14 protein-coding genes are annotated in these 19,899 nt (G+C 60.3%); 5 read left to right on the top strand and 9 right to left on the bottom strand.

Features of this window, described 5'->3' with window-relative positions:
• The first annotated feature begins 138 nt into the window (after positions 1-138).
• On the top strand, positions 139-1,332 hold the full coding sequence (locus tag CHEJ32_RS0105430) for a UbiH/UbiF family hydroxylase (RefSeq protein WP_034657926.1): 1,194 nt from the start codon (positions 139-141) through the stop codon (positions 1,330-1,332).
• A gap of 83 nt (positions 1,333-1,415) precedes the next feature.
• Positions 1,416-1,748 (top strand): heat shock protein HspQ, encoded by a 333-nt coding sequence (gene hspQ / locus CHEJ32_RS0105425; protein ID WP_198023818.1) that lies wholly within the window; start codon positions 1,416-1,418, stop codon positions 1,746-1,748.
• Between the two features lie 79 nt (positions 1,749-1,827).
• On the opposite strand, the gene CHEJ32_RS0105420 is transcribed toward hspQ, so the two are convergent.
• Positions 1,828-2,445 carry an invasion associated locus B family protein gene (locus CHEJ32_RS0105420; protein WP_028032953.1) on the bottom strand — a complete coding sequence of 206 codons (618 nt, stop codon included), beginning with the start codon at positions 2,443-2,445 and terminating at the stop codon, positions 1,828-1,830.
• Between the two features lie 348 nt (positions 2,446-2,793).
• Between CHEJ32_RS0105420 and CHEJ32_RS0105415 the strand changes: the two genes are divergently transcribed.
• Together CHEJ32_RS0105415 and CHEJ32_RS0105410 are read left to right on the top strand one after the other, a co-directional pair.
• Positions 2,794-4,536, top strand: a complete 1,743-nt coding sequence (locus tag CHEJ32_RS0105415; RefSeq protein WP_245260995.1) for an extracellular solute-binding protein — start codon at positions 2,794-2,796, stop codon at positions 4,534-4,536.
• A gap of 8 nt (positions 4,537-4,544) precedes the next feature.
• Positions 4,545-5,225 (top strand): DsbA family oxidoreductase, encoded by a 681-nt coding sequence (locus CHEJ32_RS0105410; protein ID WP_028032951.1) that lies wholly within the window; start codon positions 4,545-4,547, stop codon positions 5,223-5,225.
• 70 nt (positions 5,226-5,295) lie between these two features.
• Here CHEJ32_RS0105410 and mfd read toward each other — a convergent pair whose 3' ends face one another.
• Positions 5,296-8,805 (bottom strand): transcription-repair coupling factor, encoded by a 3,510-nt coding sequence (gene mfd / locus CHEJ32_RS0105405; protein ID WP_028032950.1) that lies wholly within the window; start codon positions 8,803-8,805, stop codon positions 5,296-5,298.
• Positions 8,806-8,815: 10 nt separating this feature from the next.
• Positions 8,816-9,103 (bottom strand): succinate dehydrogenase assembly factor 2, encoded by a 288-nt coding sequence (locus tag CHEJ32_RS0105400; protein WP_028032949.1) that lies wholly within the window; start codon positions 9,101-9,103, stop codon positions 8,816-8,818.
• A 104-nt stretch (positions 9,104-9,207) separates the two neighbouring features.
• Between CHEJ32_RS0105400 and recG the strand changes: the two genes are divergently transcribed.
• A complete protein-coding gene (gene recG / locus CHEJ32_RS0105395; protein WP_028032948.1) occupies positions 9,208-11,316 on the top strand; it encodes an ATP-dependent DNA helicase RecG in 2,109 nt (702 codons plus the stop codon).
• A gap of 6 nt (positions 11,317-11,322) precedes the next feature.
• On the opposite strand, the gene CHEJ32_RS0105390 is transcribed toward recG, so the two are convergent.
• From CHEJ32_RS0105390 to CHEJ32_RS0105365, 6 genes are all read right to left on the bottom strand, one after another.
• Positions 11,323-12,027: a DUF502 domain-containing protein gene (locus CHEJ32_RS0105390; protein WP_028032947.1), complete on the bottom strand. Its 705-nt coding sequence runs from the start codon at positions 12,025-12,027 to the stop codon at positions 11,323-11,325.
• Positions 12,028-12,137: 110 nt separating this feature from the next.
• Positions 12,138-13,961 (bottom strand): glutamine--fructose-6-phosphate transaminase (isomerizing), encoded by a 1,824-nt coding sequence (gene glmS, locus CHEJ32_RS0105385; protein ID WP_028032946.1) that lies wholly within the window; start codon positions 13,959-13,961, stop codon positions 12,138-12,140.
• A 149-nt stretch (positions 13,962-14,110) separates the two neighbouring features.
• Positions 14,111-15,242 (bottom strand): peptide chain release factor 2 gene (gene prfB / locus CHEJ32_RS0105380; RefSeq protein ID WP_156936613.1). Its coding sequence is split into 2 segments (ribosomal slippage): positions 14,111-15,175 and positions 15,177-15,242, totalling 1,131 coding nucleotides; the frame shifts between segments, so codons are not numbered across the junction.
• A 117-nt stretch (positions 15,243-15,359) separates the two neighbouring features.
• Positions 15,360-15,794, bottom strand: coding sequence for a cupin domain-containing protein (locus CHEJ32_RS0105375; RefSeq protein WP_028032944.1), 435 nt, complete (start codon positions 15,792-15,794; stop codon positions 15,360-15,362).
• A gap of 87 nt (positions 15,795-15,881) precedes the next feature.
• On the bottom strand, positions 15,882-18,338 hold the full coding sequence (locus CHEJ32_RS0105370) for a penicillin-binding protein 1A (RefSeq protein ID WP_028032943.1): 2,457 nt from the start codon (positions 18,336-18,338) through the stop codon (positions 15,882-15,884).
• A 197-nt stretch (positions 18,339-18,535) separates the two neighbouring features.
• A complete protein-coding gene (locus CHEJ32_RS0105365; RefSeq protein WP_084032689.1) occupies positions 18,536-19,798 on the bottom strand; it encodes an N-acetylmuramoyl-L-alanine amidase in 1,263 nt (420 codons plus the stop codon).
• Between the last annotated feature and the right edge of the window lie 101 nt (positions 19,799-19,899).

Genomic DNA, 19,899 nt, shown 5'->3' with positions numbered 1-19,899 from the left:
GCAGTATATTCCAGCAAAGCATGTGGAAAACAGCGTCAGGTTCTCCGCCCGGCAATAGCAGCCGGCTCTACATTGATCTGCCCGAATGGCTCCTATATCTGGCGTGCTATGGATGAGCCGCAGGTGAAAGAAGAAGGCATGGACATGATATTGGTTGCGGGAACGGGGCCTGTCGGCCTGGCTGCAGCGTTGGCCTTGGCCGATCTGGGCTGCGACGTGATCCTGGCCGGTCCCCCGCCTTCCTCCATAGATCGGCGTACGACGGCACTGATGAGACCGGCAATTGCCTTTCTCGAGGAACTCGGCTTCGCGGAAACGCTCGCGGAAATTGCCGCCCCGCTCTCCACGATGCGGATCGTGGACGGGACGAACCGCCTGATCCGCAGTCCAGCAGTTACCTTCCGCGCCGCCGAAATCGGCGAGGATTATTTCGGCCTCAACATTCCCAACGCAGCGCTGAACAAGGCGCTTTCCGACGCGGTCAGGGAAAGGAGGAACATCCGCTGGCACGAAGAGATCGTCACGGCCTGGCGGACGGATTCCGATTATGTCGAGGCTCTACTGGGCGACGGTACCGCCATCCGCGCCAGCCTTGCCGTGGCCGGCGACGGGCGCAACTCGCCCGCCCGCGAGGCTGCCGGGATCAGGACAAAGCGCCGCGAATTGAACCAAAGCGCGCTCGTCCTCAATTTCGCGCATGCCAGGCATCATGGTTTCAGTTCCACGGAATTCCATACCGAGCACGGTCCCTGCACGCAGGTGCCCCTGCCGGGCGGCTTCCGCTCAAGCCTCGTCTGGGTGATGCGCCCCAAACAGGCGGAGGAGATGATGGCGCTGGACGACCGCGCGCTTTCCGAACGCATTGAAGAGCGCCAACAATCTTTCCTTGGCGAAGTAACGGTTGAATCGGGTCGCCAGGTCTTCCCGCTCGTGTCGGCTCTGCCCACCCGCTTCGCGGCCCACCGCATCGCGCTTGTCGGCGAGGCCGCCCATGTCTTCCCGCCGATCACGGCCCAGGGCCTCAATCTCGGCCTGCGCGACGTGGCGGATCTGGTGGAAATGGTGCGCAAGCATCCCGATGATCCGGGTTCGTCCCTTGCCTTGGCCTCCTACGAGGCGCGCCGCCGTCCGGACATCGTAGCCCGGTCCAGTGCCGTCAATCTGATCAACGCCTCTCTCCTGTCGGACCTCCTTCCGGCTCAATTGCTGAGAAGCGCCGGATTAAGCCTGCTCGGCGGAATACCCGCTTTGAGGGGTTTCTTCATGCGCGAGGGTATGCAGCCCGGCAGCGGCTTTGCCGCTCTCCTACCCCGCCTGCCGCGGCGTGCTTAGGCCGGAGGAAGGAGAGGACCATCCCCAAGCCGGGATTGAATTGCAATCAAAGCTGGGCCACATAGTGGGAAAGGCTTTGTGCAATGCAGAAAATCAAAACGGCGAAATTCTCTATCGGTCAGGTGGTCCGCCACCGGCTTTTCCCCTTCCGGGGTGTCATCTTCGACATCGATCCGCAGTTCAACAACACTGAGGAATGGTACCAATCCATTCCCGCAGAAGTTCGCCCATCGAAGGATCAGCCCTTTTACCATCTTCTCGCCGAAAACGAGGAGACGGAATACGTGGCCTATGTGTCCGAACAGAATCTGCTCGAGGATGAATCGGGCGAGCCTGTACGCCATCCGCAGCTTTCGGAATTCTTCATCCAGACAGCGGACGGAAGATACACGCCTCGAATGCGATACAGCCATTAGCACGTGGGCTGTCGAACTCTGCGGTGCTAAACGAAAACAGGGCCTCTAGGGCCCTGTTTGTTTTTCCTGGTCTTGCCGCTTATTGCGCCTGCTTGGCCTGTTCCTGAGCCTGCTTCAGCTTCTCGGCGAATTCCTGATTGTTCTTGCTGACGAATTCCTCGAGCTTCTTCTGCCGCTCGTCGAGATCGGCCTGCTGGAGCGGTTCGCCGTCAAAGGCGCCCGTGAAGCCCTTGAGCGTCACCTTCATCGGGTTGGGCTGATTCTGGAAGTTCACGGAAGTGAGCGTGAGTTCGGAACCGCGCTTGAAGGAGTTGACGATCTCGTCCGTCAGCTGGGCCTCGGCCACGCAGCGATCCGGCACACAGATCGCGTAGTCGATCTTCTGGGTCGTGCCCGTATCGATCTGCAGTCCGACACCTGGCGGAATGAGGCGACCGGTCGGGACCGCGATCTGAAGCACCCGGCGGTTCACCTTCCCTTTGACCTCGATGAGATTGACGCTCGTCAGCAGCTGCCCGGAATCGGCACGCAGCAGATACTGGACGTTGCAGACATCAATATCTTCCTGCTTGGTGCAGGCCTTGAACCAACCATCCGGCGGCTGCTGCTGCGCAAGAGCCGTGTTTGCGTAGCCGATACCAGCCAGCATACCAACCACTGCGGCCAAGCCATACGCTTTCGCTCTAAGGCTCATCATTCTTTCCCGTTTCCTCTCGAATCCAGCCCGGGCAGCTGCCCTTGGCCTCCTACTGTTGGCCGAATGCGGCGACAGCAAGGCTTGCGCGCGTGTTACAACGCCTCTCGGCACGAATCCAGTGCTCAAATCCACATTCCCATAATACCGCCACCTCTGTCTGGTATTCAAAAAAGAAGGCACGGTAATGGACAAGTGTTGTCCGCCACGCCAAGGATTTGAATAACCAAAAGGACGTTTTGAGGTCTCTTGATGAATTTTAGCAGTTTGGTCCGTTTTTCGGCCTTCCTCCTCCTCGCCTTGCTGTCTACCCAGGCGAGCGCGGAGAACAAGCCGGCCCATGGTGTCGCGATGTACGGAGAGCCCGCGCTGCCGGCTGATTTCACGCATTTTCCATATGCCAATCCCGATGCGCCGAAAGGCGGCGAGATTACCTATTGCGTGGTCGGGACTTTCGACAATCTCAATCCCTTCATCTTGAAGAGCATGCGCACGACCGCCCGAGGCGTGATCGACACGATTTTCGGCAATCTGGTGTTCGAGTCCCTGATGCGCCGGAACGCCTCGGAACCTTTTTCGCTCTACGGCCTACTTGCCGAATCGATCGAGATGGATCCGGGCCGGACCTATGCACAATTCAATCTCGATCCAAATGCGAAGTGGTCCGATGGCAAGCCTGTCACGCCTGACGATGTGATCTTCACCTATGAGACCTTTGCCAAGAAGGCGCGCCCGCCCTATTCCAGCCGCATGTCCAAGATCGAGAAGATCGAGAAAGTCGGAGAGCATGGTGTGCGCTTCACCTTCAACGACCAATCGGACCGTGAATTCCCGTTGGTCGTTGCGCTAACCCCGGTTATTCCCGCCCATGCGTTCGACAAAGCCACATTTGACCAAGCGACGCTGAAACCCGTGGTCGGCAGCGGCCCCTATCTCATCGATGAGGTCGTGCCGGGTCAGCGGATCGTCTTCAAACGCAACCCTGACTATTGGGGCACGGATGTGCCTTCCATGCGCGGCTTCCAGAACTATGACCGCATCACGATCGAATATTTCCTGAACGGCAACGCCCAGTTTGAGGCCTTCAAAAAAGGCCTGTGTTCAGCCTATGCCGGTTCCAGTTATACCGGCCTGGACCCGAACACCATCGCGCGGGACTTCAATTTTCCGGCGGCCCAGAATGGGCAAGTGATCGTCAAATCCTTCGAATCGAAAATTCCGCCGGCCGTCAGCGGCTTCTTCTTCAACACAAGACGCGAGAAGTTTGCGGATCCGCGCGTGCGTCGCGCCCTGTCGATGCTCTACGATTTCGGCTGGATCAACAAGAACGTCTATAACGGCCAATACCATCGGACGCTGAGCTATTGGCAGGGATCGGAGCTTTCCGCGCTCGGTTCTCCGGCCACCGAGAAGGAGAAGGAGCTTTTGGCGCCTTATCTTGACGAGGTGCCGGCTGACGTCATGGATGGCACCTATGGCAAGGATGTCGACAAGACAGGCGAGATCAGCCGCGACACGATGCGGCAGGCTTTGAACCTGCTCCAGGAGGCCGGCTTCAAGCTGGACGGGGGCGTACTGGAGGATCCTCAGGGCAATCCCTTCGGGTTCGAGATCCTTATCGTCTCCGCCGAGCAGGAGCGTCTTGCCGCTGTATTCCAGCGCGCTCTTTCCCGGCTGGGTATCGACGTGTCGCTGCGCATGCTTGACGACGCGCAGATCCAGCAGCGCAAGCAGACCTACGATTTCGACATGCTGATTTCCTCGGTGGGCTTTTCGGGAACGCTCTCGCCCGGCATCGAGCAGATCGGCCGGTGGGGCTCCGAGGCTGCAAAGGTCGAAGGTTCGTTCAATCTTGCCGGCGTCGCCAATCCCGGCGTGGATGCAATGATAGACGCTATGCTCAATGCGCGCGACCGGGAGTCCTATGTGGCTGCCGTGCGCGCCCTCGACCGGTTGCTGATTTCAGGGGCCTATGTGATCCCCACACAGTACAGCAGTGATGTATGGGTCTCCTACTGGAATTATCTCGAACATCCGGAGACTTCGCCGCTGAACGGCTTCGATCTCTCTGCCTGGTGGCGCAAGCCGGAATAGGATCTTGTATGAGCAACAAACCAGCCCTCACGGTCGACGTCGTTTCGGACGTGGTGTGCCCCTGGTGTTTTCTGGGCATGCGTAATCTCCAGCGGGCACAGGCGGCCGTAACCGATATCGACGTGACAATTCGCTGGCGGCCCTACCAGCTCGACCCGGCAATCCCGCCGGAGGGCCTCGACCGCACGACCTATATGGTCCAGAAATTCGGCAGCCCGGAACGCATCAAAGCAGCGCATGACCGGCTCCGCGAGATGGGAGCGGCGGCGGGAATCGCGTTCGATTTCGAAGCCATCACGATCTCGCCCAATACGCTCGATGCTCATCGTGTCATCCGTTGGGCGGCGGTCGAGGGGAACGGCATGCAGACGCCCGTCGTCGAACGGCTTTTCCAGCTCTATTTCGAGGAGGGGCAGAATATCGGCGATCATGCCGTTCTGGTTGCGGCTGCACGCGCTTCAGGCATGGACGCGGCGGTGGTCCAGACCCTCCTTCCTACCACGGCGGATCGGGACGAGGTCAAAGCCGAGGTGGAAACCGCTCAGCAGATGGGAATCACGGGTGTTCCGTGCTTCCTCCTTGAGGGCCGCTACGCTCTTATGGGCGCCCAGCCACCGGAAGCCTTGGCGGATGCGATCGCCAAGGTATCAGAAGCGAAAGAACGCGGCGAACTGGACGCCGCCGGTTAACGCAATCACCCTTCATCCCCCGGAAGCCGATGCGAAGAAGCGAAGGCTACCGGGACTTATACTGCCTGCCCTAGGCAGCAGCCTTCTTCTCGGCCAGCCTTACGAGCTGCGTCATGATGGTGGCGGAGCCGGCAAGCCGCTTTTCGGGCGTGGGCCAGTCGCGGATGAAGACGACGCTCTGGTCCTGCCGGATTTTCGCCAACTGGCCCTGTTCGCCGATGAAGCGAACAAGACCTGCCGGCTCCGGAAATTCCTTGTTGCGGAAATGGAGCACCACTCCCTTTGGTCCCGCATCCAGCTTTTCAACATTCGCTCGCCGGCAGAGGGCCTTGATGTAGACGATCTTGAGCAGGTGCTGCACTTCCTGCGGCATGGGTCCGAAACGGTCGATGAGTTCCGCACCAAAGGAATCGATCTCCTCCGGTGTCTCCAGTTCGCCGAGTCGTCGGTAGAGCCCGAGACGCAATTGCAGATCCGGCACATAGTCTTCCGGGATCATCACCGCGGTTCCAACGGTGATCTGCGGCGACCAGCCGGTATCGGCAACCTCCACACCGCCGCGCAGCTCGGCAACCGCCTCTTCCAGCATCTGCTGATAGAGTTCGTAACCGACCTCCTTGATATGGCCGGACTGTTCCTCGCCCAAGAGATTGCCGGCACCTCGGATATCCAGATCGTGGCTCGCAAGCTGGAAACCCGCGCCGAGCGTATCCAGCGACTGTAACACCTTGAGCCTTCTTTCCGCGGTGGAGGTGAGCGTCCGGTTCGCCGGCAGGGTGAAAAGCGCATAGGCCCGCACCTTGGAACGGCCGACACGCCCGCGCAATTGATAAAGCTGCGCCAGGCCGAACATGTCGGCGCGGTGCACGATCAATGTGTTGGCGGTTGGGATATCGAGCCCCGACTCAACGATCGTGGTCGAGAGCAGCACGTCATATTTGCCGTCATAGAAGGCGTTCATGATGTCGTCGAGCTCGCCTGCCGGAAGCTGGCCGTGGGCGGTCGCAACCTTCAGTTCAGGCACTTGCTCGGACAGGAATTCTTGCACCTCCGCCAGGTCGGAAATGCGCGGAACGACATAGAAGCTCTGACCGCCGCGATAACGCTCACGCAGAAGCGTCTCGCGAATGATGAGCGGGTCGAAGGGTGAGATGAAGGTGCGCACCGCCATGCGGTCCACGGGGGGTGTAGCGATCAGCGACAGCTCGCGGACACCAGTCAGGGCGAGCTGTAGTGTGCGAGGTATTGGAGTTGCCGAGAGCGTGAGCACATGCACGTCGGATTTGAGCTCCTTCAGCCGCTCCTTGTGCTTGACTCCGAAATGTTGCTCCTCATCGATGATCAGCAATCCCAGATTCTTGAACTGAACCGTCGAGCCGAGAAGCGCATGCGTGCCGACCACGATATCGACGCTGCCATCGGCAAGCCCCTTCTTGGTCTCGGCAAGCTCCTTGGCGGTGACGAGCCGCGAGGCTTGCCGGACTTTCACCGGTAGGCCTGCGAAGCGGTCGCGGAAGGTTTTGAAATGTTGCCGCGCAAGAAGCGTCGTCGGCACGACGACCGCCACCTGGAAACCCTCCATGGCCGTGACGAAGGCGGCACGCAACGCCACTTCCGTCTTGCCGAACCCGACATCCCCGCACACGAGCCGATCCATTGGGCGGCCCGAGGAAAGATCCTCGAGCACCGCGTCGATGGCATTCTGCTGGTCGTCCGTCTCGTCATAGGGAAAGCGGGCCGAGAACTCCCCGTAGAGACCCTCGGGCGAGACAAGTTTCGCCGCCGGCCGCATCTGCCGTTCGGCGGCAAGCTTGATGAGTTGCCCCGCCATCTCCAGCAGGCGCTTCTTGAGCTTGGCCTTGCGCGACTGCCACGCGCCGCCGCCGAGCTTGTCCAGCGTCGCCTCGACGGAATCGGACCCGTAGCGCGATAGGAGATCGATATTCTCGACCGGCAGAAAGAGCCGGTCATCTCCGGCATAGTGGATCTCAAGGCATTCATGCGGGGCGCCGGCCGCCTCGATGGTCTTGAGGCCTACAAATCGCCCGATGCCATGGTCGGCGTGAACGACGACATCGCCCGCCGAAAGAGAGCTTGCTTCCGAAATGAAGTCCGCGGCCTTCTTGCGTCTCTTGGAGCGGCGCACGAGCCGGTCGCCCAAGATATCCTGCTCGGCAACCACGGTGAAACGCGATGTGTCGAATCCCGCTTCCAGCGGTAGAACACCGAGCCCCGCCTGCCCTTTCGGCAGGTTTGCCAGTTCACCGAGATTTTCCACCCGCGTAACGCCGCCAAGCCCGTGCTCGGCCAGGATCTGCCCTAAACGGTCGGCGGAACCTTCGCTCCAACCCGCGATGAGGACATTCTTTCCGCGCGCCCGCACCGTGCCGATATGCTTCACCACATGGTCGAAGACATTGGCATTGGGATCCGCCCTCTCCTCCGCGAAGCTCCGGCCCGAAGAGGCGCCGGCGTGGAACACCTTGGCGCTCCCCGCCTCGGGCGTGGCGAACGGCGTCAGCCGGACGAAGACGCGCTCTTCCTCTGCGGCTGAAACCTCCTGCGGGTCGAGATAGAGTCTCTTGGGCTCGATGGGCTTGTAGGGAACCGAGTCGCCGAGGCCGGCTCCTTCGGCAAGCTGGCGCTTGCGTGCCTCATAATGATCAGTAACGAGCGCGTGCCGTTCGTTGATCGCCTCCTGGGCCAAGTGGTCGAAGACGATAGGCGCGTCGGGCAAATAATCGAAAACCGTTTCCAACTCATCGTAGAAGAGCGGCAGCCAGTGCTCCATGCCCGAGAAGCGCCTGCCCTCGGAAATCGCGGCATAGAGTGCGTCGTCGCGCGAAGGCGCCCCGAACGCCTCGATATAGTTGCGGCGAAAGCGGCTTACGGTATCCGGCGTCAGCGTCACTTCACTCATAGCTTGCAGCACCACTTCGGTGCGCTGCCCGGTGGTACGCTGCGTGGCTACGTCGAAGGTCCGGACCGATTCCAGCGTGTCCCCGAAGAAGTCGAGGCGCAGCGCCTCCTCCCACCCGGGGGCGAAGAGGTCGAGGATCCCGCCGCGCACGGCATATTGACCCATATCGCGCACCGTGGGAACACGCTCGAAACCTGCCGTCTCCAGGCGCGCGATCAGGGCCTCCATGTCCACCTGGTTTCCAGGCCGGGCTCGGAACCCCTGTGCCGCGATATGCTTCGCCGGCGGCATGCGCTGCAAGAGCGCGTTGGCGCTGACAAGCACAACCGCGCGATGGGGTTTCTTCTTCAGCGCGGCCATGGCGGAAAGCGCGTCAAGCCGGCGGGCAGCGGCATCCGCGCCAGGAGAAACACGGTCATAGGGCAAGCAGTCCCAGGCGGGAAGCGTCATGACCGGTAATCCGGGGGAGGCAAATTGCAGTGCCTCCGCGATCAACGGCAGGCGCTGACCGTCGCGGACCACGAAGATCAGCGGCCCATCCGGCGCCAACTCGGCGGAAATCTGGGCGAGCGCGAAGGGCTCGTATCCATCCGCGACCCCGTCGACAATCGCCGGTGTCGAGCGGCGCGATAGCCCGATTGGTTCGATGAGATCGGTCATGGGAGTTCTATCAGAGGGTGGGAGCACCGCAGGCGGCGCGAATGCGCTTGAAAAGCGCCGTGTCATAGGTTTCCTCCACCGGCAGTTCGCCGGTGACCCACTTGAGCAAAGTGGTATCCGAAACGTCTAGAAGTTCTTCGAACTGCACGAGTTCGGCTTCCGAAAGCGTCGCGATCTCTGCATCGGCGAATTGGCCGAGCACGAGATCCATCTCGCGCATACCGCGCCTCCAGGCGCGCACGAGGGCGCGGCGACGGCGCGGGTCGAGATCTGCGCTTGAACGCTTTGTTCCGGTCATGGAAATGCCTTTCGCGATGAGAAAGGGCATATAGCGTTTCATCTGTGGAAAGTCAGCCTCTCACAAGCATTTCCTCATCCGCTTCCTGCCATTAAGTTCTAGCCATGCGCCCTTCCCTCCTCGATCCGCTCTTTGCACCCGCGACAACCCTCGAAGGCATCGGCAACCGCATGGCGGGTCTGATCGCCAATGTGGTTCCGGCCGACCTGACCAACCGTCCCTTGCGCGTTGGCGATCTCCTGTTTGTGCTGCCGCACTCCCTTGTCGATCGCACGAACCGGCCGGAAGTGGCCGACGCCCCGCAGGGCGCAATCGTGACATTGAAGCTCACCGTTGATCGTCACCAGCCGCCGCCACGTGGCAAGAAGAATGTGCCGTACCGCGTCTTCGCTTTCGACGAGACGGGACAGATCGCGCTCACCTTTTTCCACGCCCATCAGGCTTATCTGGAAAAACAGCTTCCCGTAGGAGAAGAGGTGCTCGTCTCGGGCCGGATGGAATGGTTCAATGGCCGGCCCTCAATGGTCCATCCCGATTATATCGTGCCCGTTTCCGAGGCCGACAACCTGCCTCCCCTCGAGCCTGTTTATCCGCTCACCGCCGGCCTCTCGCCGAAGGTGCTGCGCCGCGCCATCGCGCAAGCCGTAGCCCGCGTACCAGACATGCCGGAATGGCTCGATGAAGCGCTGAAGGCCCGGTTACACCTTTCCTCCTTCCGCGCGGCGCTGGAACGTCTCCATAACCCTGCAAGCATCGAAGACATTTCCCCCGAAAGCCCCTCATGGCGGAGACTTGCCTATGACGAGCTTCTGGCAAGCCAGCTTTCGCTCGCGCTGGTCCGCGCCCGAACGCGAAAACTTGCCGGCCGGCCTCTTATGGGTGACGGGACAATCGCGGCAAAGATAAAGCACGCCCTGCCCTATTCGCTGACGGCCTCTCAGGAACGCGCGGTGGCCGACATCTTCTCAGACCTTGCAAAGGAGCAACGCATGCTGCGTCTCCTGCAGGGAGACGTGGGCGCCGGCAAGACGGTGGTGGCGCTGCTTGCCATGGCGCGCGCTGCCGAGGCTGGGGGACAGTCGGCCCTCATGGCTCCTACGGAACTGCTCGCCCGCCAGCATTTCGGTACGATTGCACCCCTTGCCCAAAAAGCCGGCCTCAACGCGGCCCTCCTGACAGGGCGCGAGAAGGGCCGCGAACGTCAAGCGATCCTCGACGGCATCGCCTCGGGCGAGGTCGCCTTTGTCATCGGAACCCATGCGCTTTTCCAGGAAACGGTGCAGTTCCACGATCTCGTTCTTACGATTATCGACGAGCAGCATCGCTTTGGCGTGCATCAGCGGCTTGCCATCAACGCCAAAGGCGATGCGCCCGATATGCTGGTCATGACAGCAACACCCATCCCGCGCACCCTCGTCCTTTCCGCCTTTGGCGATATGGATGTCTCGCGGCTTACTGAAAAGCCGGCGGGCCGCAAGCCCATCCGTACCGTCACCATGCCTACCGATCGTCTCGAGGAATTGGTGGAGCGCCTGCAGAGCGCAATCGCGGAAGGACAGAAGGTCTATTGGATCTGCCCTCTTGTCGAAGAATCGGAAGCAATCGAGCTCACCTCAGCCGAAGATCGGTTCGCCTCCCTGAAGCATGTTTTCGGGGCTGCGGTCGGCCTCGTTCATGGTCGCATCGCCTCCAGGGAGAAAGACGAATCCATGCGCGCCTTCAAGGAAGGCCGCACACGTATCCTTGTCGGCACGACTGTGGTGGAAGTCGGGGTGGACGTGCCCGACGCGACCATCATCGTGATTGAGCATGCCGAGCGCTTCGGGCTGGCTCAGCTCCACCAGCTCCGTGGCCGGGTTGGTCGGGGCGACAAGCCTTCCTCTTGCGTGCTCCTCTACAAGCCGCCCTTGGGTGAGGTTGCAAAGCGCCGGCTCGCGGTGCTGCGGGAAACGGAGGATGGCTTCGTTATCGCCGAAGAAGATCTGAAGCTGCGCGGCGAAGGCGATCTTCTTGGGACACGTCAATCAGGAACGCCGGGTTTTCAGGTAGCACGCCTGGAATTCCATTCTGAACTCCTGGCCATGGCGCGCGATGACGCTCGGCTCATCCTCTCGCGTGATGCCGAGTTGGCGGGTGAACGCGGCCGAGCATTGCGCGTGCTGCTTTACCTCTTCGGCAAAGACGAGGCGGTACGGCTGCTGCGGGCAGGCTAGCCTGGGTTACTTCCCGAGCGAAGCCTCTTCGTTTCCAGAGCGTTTGCGCCGGCTCTTCTGCTCCAGCGCCTCTTCGGCAAGGACCTTGGTCTTCTGCTGCTGATATTCGGGCGAAATCAGGCCGGCAGAAATAATCAGTTTGGCGCCGTCCTCTATCGACATCTCAAGTTCGATGACGTCGCTTTTAGGCACATAGAGCAGAAAGCCGGAAGTTGGGTTGGGTGTCGTGGGCAGGAAGACCGCCATGAGCGGATTCCCGGCGCCTCCAACGGATGATTGCAGTTCGCCACGCGCTTCGGTGGCGATGAAGACGAGCGACCAAACTCCCTTGCGCGGATATTCGATCAGGCCAACCTTCTTGAACGTGTCCGAACGCTCCTGCAGCACGGTTTCCAAGATATTCTTCAGCGTCTTGTAGACACTGCGAACAAAAGGCATCCGGTCGAGAATATGCTCGCCGAAGGAGACGATGCTGCGGCCAATGAAATTGGCAGTCAGGAACCCAATCAGCGTGATCAGGACGACCGCGACGATAAGACCGAAGCCCGGCACGGCGAAGGGTAAATAGCTGTCGGGATTGTATCGCGCCGGGATATAGGGTTTGACCCAGGAATCCACCCAGCGGATAAAACCCCAGACGAGATAGGCCGTGATCGCCAGCGGCGCGGCCACCACGAAACCGGTCAGGAAATAGTTGCGCAGGCGCGTCATTACCGGGCTTTACCTTTGTTCCGGCTGTGCAAGGGAAATCAAACATGACATACCGTAACTTTACGTGACGGCTTTGTTGCCCGTCCAGAGGAAACCCGGTCGCGTCCCGGTCACTCCACCGTTACCGATTTGGCAAGGTTGCGCGGCTGATCCACATCGGTGCCCAGCGCCACCGCGGTGTGATAAGCAAGCATCTGCACGGGAAGCGCATAGATGATCGGTGCGATGAACTCCGGAACCCTTGGCATGACGATCGTCTCGAACTTGTCGAGCGATGCCCGGGACGCACCTTCCTCGTCCGTGATCAGGATGATACGTCCGCCGCGCGCCGCCACCTCCTGCATGTTGGAGACGGTCTTTTCAAAGATGCGATCGTAAGGCGCGATCACGATCACCGGCATATGCTCGTCGATCAACGCGATCGGCCCGTGCTTCAACTCTCCAGCGGCATATCCCTCGGCATGAATGTAGGAGAGCTCCTTGAGCTTCAGCGCACCTTCCAAGGCGAGCGGATAGCTTGTGTCGCGCCCCAGATAGAGCACATGGTTCACCCGTGACAGCTCGCGCGCCACTTGTTCGATGCGCCCCTCAAGCCTCAAGGCCTGGGCCGCAAAACCGGGGGTTTCGGACAAAGCCTGCACCAACAGACCCGCCTCGTCCTTTGAAAGCGTTCCGCGCTCCAGACCGGCTCGTACCGCAAGCGCAGCGAAAATCGCGAGCTGGCAGGTGAAGGCTTTTGTCGAAGCCACGCCGATTTCCGGCCCGGCAAGCGTTGGAAAGATCCCGTCGCTTTCACGTGCCATTGTGGAGTCGCGAACATTGACGATCGATGCGATCGGCACGCCCTCTCGCCGGCAATAGCGCAGCGACGCGAGCGTGTCGGCGGTCTCGCCGGACTGCGAAACGAAAAGCGCAGCACTTCCTTTGGAAAGCGGCATCTCGCGGTAGCGGAACTCCGACGCGATATCGATGTCCACGGGTAGCCGGGCATAGCGCTCCAGCCAGTATTTGCCGACAAGGCCTGCAAGATAGGCGGTGCCACAGGCCGAAACCGCCATTCGGTCGATTCTGGCGAAGTCGAAGGGCGTTTCGAAGGGTTTCACGCCGCCATTCGCAAAATCGAGATAGTGGGCGAGCGTATGGGATATCACCTCCGGCTGTTCATGGATCTCCTTTTCCATGAAATGACGGTGATTGCCCTTGTCGACCAGGAAGCTCGTGCCGATCGACTGCTGCCGCTTCCGCTCGACGGGCTTGCCCTCCATGTCGAAGATCTTCATCCCCGAGCGCCGCACGACAACCCAATCGCCGTCTTCGAGATAGGTAATGGCATCGGTGAAGGGCGCAAGCGCAATCGCGTCCGAGCCGAGAAACATTTCTCCCTCGCCATGGCCGACGGCCAGCGGCGGACCGTTCCGCGCCCCGACGATCAGATTCTCGTCGCCGCGGAACAAAACGGCGAGCGCGAATGCCCCCCGAAGCCGCCTGAGAGCGGCGAAAGCCGCCTCCTCGGGTAGCTTGCCGCTGCGCAACTCACGCTCCACAAGATGTGCCACCACTTCGGTGTCTGTCTGGGACGAAAAGGTGAACCCATCCGCGGTGAGTTCATCGCGCAATTCGGAAAAATTCTCGATGATGCCATTATGGACCACGGCCACATCGCCGGAAAAATGCGGATGCGCGTTGGTTTCGTTGGGGACGCCATGCGTGGCCCACCGCGTATGGCCGATCCCGATCAACCCATCGAGCGGATCCTCCTCGAGGCGCTTCTCCAGGTTGACCAGCTTACCTTCCGCGCGGCGGCGCGCCAGTTTTCCGTTTTCGACGGTCGCCACCCCTGCCGAATCGTAGCCGCGATATTCGAGCCGCTTCAGCGCATCGACGATAAGTGGCGCGACGGGCGTTTGCCCGATTATCCCCACAATGCCACACATTCCCATCCCCTTCGGAATACCGCGCAGTGAACGGTCGGAGCCCACTTCCCGTTGGCTCCGACCAGCTATACAGCACCGTCACGACAGCTACAGGCCTGAAATCGAATTATGGTTTTCGAGGCCTTCACACACACTTACGGCGTAGGTCTTCAGTCAATATCCGCAACATCCGCCGGCGAGCCCCCGCTGACCCGCTGGGAAAGCGAAGCCTTCATGAACTCGTCCAATTCGCCGTCGAGCACGTCCTGCGGACTGGGGCTTTCGACGCCGGTGCGCAGATCCTTCACAAGCTGGTAAGGTTGCAGCACATAGGAACGGATCTGATGTCCCCACCCGATCTCGCCCTTTGTGGCTTCCGTGGCGTTCGCCGCCTCCTCGCGCTTCTGGAGCTCAAGTTCGTAGAGCCTCGCACGCAGCATCTCCCACGCCTTCGCGCGATTCTTATGCTGCGATCGCTCCTGCTGGCAGGCGACGGCGATGCCGGTCGGTATATGGGTAATGCGCACAGCCGAGTCGGTCGTGTTCACATGCTGGCCGCCTGCGCCCGAGGAGCGATAGGTATCGATCCGCACCTCTGACTCAGGAATCTCGATCTCGATCGAATCATCGATGACTGGATAGACCCAGACGCTTGCGAAGGAGGTGTGCCGGCGCGCATTGCTGTCGAAGGGCGAGATGCGCACGAGCCTATGCACGCCTGATTCCGTCTTCAACCAGCCATAGGCGTTGTGGCCGTGAACGAGGATGGTCGCCGATTTGATGCCGGCTTCTTCCCCGTCATGAACCTCCAGCACCTCGACCTTCATGCCCCGCCGCTCCGCCCAGCGCGTGTACATGCGCAGCAGCATGGAAGCCCAGTCCTGGCTTTCCGTACCGCCCGCGCCGGCGTGGATCTCAAGATAGGTATCGTTCGCGTCAGCCTCGCCCGAAAGAAGCGTCTCGATCTGCCGCGCCGCGATCTCGCCCCGCAGGGAGCGGATGGATGCTTCCGCCTCCTCGACGATCGCCTCGTCGCCCTCTTCCTCGCCCAGCTTGATCAGCTCGACATTATCGTCAAGAGCTCGCGAAAGCCCGTTGATCGCATTGATGTTTTCTTCGAGGGACTGGCGTTCGCGCATCAGCTTCTGGGCCTCCTGCGGATCGTTCCACAGTTGACCATCCTCGGCACGCGAATTGAGGTAATCGAGTCGTTTTACCGCCTCGTCCCAGTCAAAGATACCTCCTCAGCAGGCTTATGGCCTGCCTGATTTCGTCGATTAGATTTGCGGTTTCCGCACGCATGATGTCTTCTTTCTTTAATTGTCGCACGGCCTCTCAGCCGTGCCCGGCCGGAACTTATGGATGAAGACCTCGCCTGTAAAGTGACGGAGCGTCGGCGATCAGGGACTTGCCCGCCTATTATTGCGGAGGTACCGGCTCGGTGTTCGATACGCCTTCCGCACCCATGAACACGGCGAGAATCTTGACCGGGGCATTTGTCTTGTTCACCTCGTTATGCGGCCAATCAACCGCCTCCATCACGGCATCTCCGGCCTTATAGACACGAACGCCCTTCTCTCCGTAATCGACCGTGAGTTCGCCCTCGACCATATACCCAAAGACAGGAACCCTATGGATATGCATCCCCGTTTCTTGCCCCGGCTCGAGCGTGAGGAGAACGCTTGTTATCCTCGCCTGGCCTTCGGGATAACGGATCGGCTGCTCCAGAACCGTCTGCTCGCTCTTTAAGATCTCCGTGGCCTGGATCCGCGTCTCTTCCTTGGCAAGCAGTGGAAGCGCGGCACAGGCTGAGAAAACGACGGCAGAAGCTGCGATGAAAATATGATTGGACATAGCTTAACCCACTAAAATTAAACTAAAAATATCTAATGCACCCGGCCCCCTTTTGGGAGCCGGTTTTTGAAAAGAGGTTGTAGGCGGTCAGAAGAGGCCGCCAGCTCCCGTGGTAATCGCTCGATTCGCCTCAGGCGAGATATTGCTTGCGCCTGTGCTCACCTGGCTGCTTTCCATGCCGATAACCCAATAGCTGTCCGCAGGCCCGGTCCCAGGCTTGAAGGCTTCCAAGATGGTACCCGGTGCCCCTTCCGGGGCGCGCATGCCAGTCTTGCGATCGATGGCGACAAGTTGCATCCCCTCGGGGACCTGGAAATCGACAGGGCGCATGTCCTTCAGCGCATCCGCCATGAATTCCTTGAAGATCGGCGCAGCCAGACCGCTTCCGGTCGCCCCTTTGCCCATGGGCCGCGGCTGGTCGTAACCCATGAAGACGCCCACGACCAGATCAGGCGTATAGCCGATGAACCAGGCATCCTTCTCATCATTGGTGGTGCCGGTCTTGCCCGCGATAGGGCGGCCCAGCTCGGCAATCGTTCTCGCCGTGCCCCGCTCCACCACTCCCTCCATCATGGAGGTGATCTGATAGGCCGTCATCGGGTCGAGCACCTGCTCGCGATTGTCTACCAGCTGCGCCTCGGGCTGATTGCGCCATTCGTCGGCCGTGCAGCCCTCGCATTCGCGCCGGTCGTGCTTGAAGACCGTCTTTCCGTAGCGATCTTGGATGCGGTCCACCAGGGAAGGCTGGATGTGCTTGCCTCCATTGGCCATGATCGCATAGGCGGTGACCATCCGCATGACCGTGGTCTCACCCGAACCCAGGGACATGGCGATGTGTTCGGGCATGTCGTCATAGACACCGAAACGCTCGGCATATTCGGCAACCAGATCCATGCCCATATCCTGGGCGAGCCGCACCGTCATCAGATTGCGGGAGCGCTCGATGCCGGTGCGCAGGGTCGAAGGTCCCCCGAACTCGCCGCCATAATTCTTCGGCTCCCAAACCTGATTGCCGATATGAATGGTAAGCGGCCCGTCCATTACCACCGAGGCAGGCGTGTAGCCATTGTCGAGCGCGGCGGCATAGATGATCGGCTTGAAGGCGGAACCCGGCTGGCGATAAGCCTGCGTGGCGCGATTGAACTCCGACGCCGCATAGGAGAACCCGCCGGCCATAGCGAGAACGCGCCCCGTATGCGGGTCCATCGCGACCAGCGCGCCACCAATCGCCGGCGCCTGCCGCACCAGCCATTTGTCGCTCTCCTCGGCTGCCCGTTCGACGTAAATGACATCGCCGGGCTTGAACACGCCCTCCAGAGACTTCGCCTTCAGCAGCTTGCCGTCCACCAGGTGACGAAGGACCCAACCGATATCCTTCGTATCGATGGTGCCGGTCTCGCGCTCCTTGGACAGTTCGCCGGAAATCTCACGGCCGGGCTGCAAACCGATCTTCACATCATTGCCGTTCGCTTCGAGCACCACAGCCAGATGCCATTCTTGCACATCGCTCAAGCCGGATACTTTGGACAGAGCCTCGCCCCAGTCGCCGGAAACGTCGATCTGATCCACCGGCCCGCGATAACCGCGCAAATTATCGTATTTCATGAGCCCGTGCCGGAGCGCCTCCTGCGCGAAAATCTGCAGCTTGGGATCGAGCGTCGTGCGCACATAGAGGCCGCCCTCGTAAAGTGCGTCCTCGCCATACCGGGAGATGAGTTCGCGCCGAACCTCTTCCGTGAAATATTCCGAACCGGCAAGATAGTTTCCACGCTGACGCGGCCTTACATCAAGCCCGGTCGCCTTCGCCTCTTCAGCCTCCCTTGCCGTGATGTAGCCGTTGACCCGCATCTGATCGATCACCCAGTTGCGGCGTTCGAGGGCGCGGTCGGTATGTCGGAAGGGATGGTAGTTGGAAGGGCCCTTCGGCAGGGCGGCGAGATATGCGGCCTCAGCGATGGTAAGCTCCGACACCGGCTTGTCGTAATAGGCAAGCGCAGCTCCGGCGATGCCGTAAGATCCGAGACCGAAGAAAATCTCGTTGAGATAGAGTTCGAGGATACGGTCCTTCGAATAGGCCTGCTCGATGCGGAAGGAGAGAATCATCTCCTTGATCTTCCGGTCGATCGTCTGGTCGGAAGTGAGAAGGAAATTCTTGGCCACCTGCTGGGTGATGGTCGACGCGCCGACCGGCCTGCGTCCGGAACCGAAATTCTGCACATTGGTTACGACAGCCCTGAACAGGCCCGAAACGTCTATGCCGGGATGGGAGTAGAAGCTCTTGTCTTCAGCCGACAGGAATGCGGCCTTCACCCGGTCCGGAATGGCCTTGATCGGAAGGTAGAGGCGCCGCTCCCGCGCGAACTCCGCCATCAGCGAGCCGTCGGACGCGTGGACGCGGGTCATCACGGGCGGTTCGTATTTTGCCAGCACCTCATAGTCGGGCAGATCCTTCGCAAGGTCGCCGACATAAAGTGCCACGCCGGCAGCAGCAATAAGCGCGAAGACAATGCCAATACCGAAAAAATATCCTAAGAGACGTAACATGCTCGCTCCAGTGTGACCGGCTTTGCCCGGCTACTCCTCGCCTTGCGATGATACCACCATAAGCACCGGGAGGTGAAATCACGACAACAGCGTTCATCCCCTGCCGGGGTCTTGTGAGCAAAATTGGGCAAGGGGCCAGTCATTATCATCTATCGATGCGAAAAGAATCGAGAGCGTTGTCTGATTGCAACGATCCACTACCCTCCCGCTCGTGCAGCTGCGAATATATTGATCGCGTCAAATATGGATTCCACGGCCTTCGCCCGCCAGGCAGGATCCTGCATCTGCTTCTCGTCTTCCGCATTCGAGAGATAGCCGAGTTCCACGAGAACGGAAGGCACGTCCGGTGCCTTGAGGACGAGAAACCCGGCGGAACGAAGCGGATTGCCGACGAGATGCACCGTGTCACTCAGCTCATCGAGCAGGGTGCGGGCGAAGTGAATCGAAAAAGCATGGGTTTCGCGGCGAATGAGGTCGAAAAGGATGTCGGTAACGTGGTCCTGCTCCTCCTCGACCGTCAGCCCGGCGATTTCGTCCGATAGGTTTTCGCGGGCGGCCGTCGCGGCCGCTTCCGCGTCCGAAGCCCGGTCCGAAAGCGTATAGATGGTGGCTCCGCGAAAATTGCGCATCGAAATCGCATCGGCATGGATCGATATCAAAAGGTCGGCTTCGTTCTCGCGCGCGATTCGTACACGCTCGTCCAACCTCAGGAAGACGTCCTCGCTTCTGGTAAGCACGACATTATACTTACCGGTTTCCTCCAATCGGTCCTTGAGTTCCTTGGCGAAGGAGAGCGTGATCGTCTTCTCGAAGGTTCCGCTGACGCCGCGCGCACCGCCGTCGATGCCCCCATGGCCGGGATCGAGGGCGATGGTGAACCGATCCTCCTTGGGTTTGCGCGCCGGGGCATTCGTTGCCGTTCCCGCCTCGGGAGCAATATTGAGACGTTCGCGCATGGCCGCTTCGAAAGCGCTTTCCGAGGCAGAGACGATGTCGACGATCAGCCGATGTCCCGGCGAGCTTTCGTTCTTCAGAACAGAAACCTCTTCGACCTTGAACGGACCCGGCATTGTATAGATCATTCGGGAATGGCCTTGCGTCATCCGGCCATAACGCACTCGAGAGATCAAGCCTCTAGGCTCTGCTTCCTGCTCCTCTATGCTGAACTCCGTCTCGGGAAGGTCTACGACAAGGCGGTGCGGCGCGCGAAGAAGAAACCAGCTTACTTTTGGCTCCCGGTCGAAATTGAGCACGATTCGCACGCGATTCTCATCTCCGGCGATCGTATATTCGTAAGCCACGAGCGGCTGGGGTGCCTGCGCGCGGGCCGAAACGCTAAAGAACACCAGCACCGAGAAGATGGCGAAGAGAACAAGACGGCCGCAAGCGAACTGCCTGCGCAGTGCTTCCTGCCGGGCGCCAAGCGCTGGCACGCTTATCGGTGTCGATTGTTCCGCCACGTAAGTCCCCACTCGTTGGCAGTCGGAAAGATGCGCGTTAGCCGAGGCTTTGGGCCGCTTCAAGGCAAGGATGCCCTATGTGATTTCAGGGTTGCCATGGA

It is taken from the genome of Chelativorans sp. J32 (assembly GCF_000518985.1).
Lineage (GTDB): Bacteria > Pseudomonadota > Alphaproteobacteria > Rhizobiales > Rhizobiaceae > Chelativorans.
The sequence above is the reverse complement of the archived record's forward strand: the minus strand, read 5'-3'. Positions and strand labels throughout refer to the sequence as shown.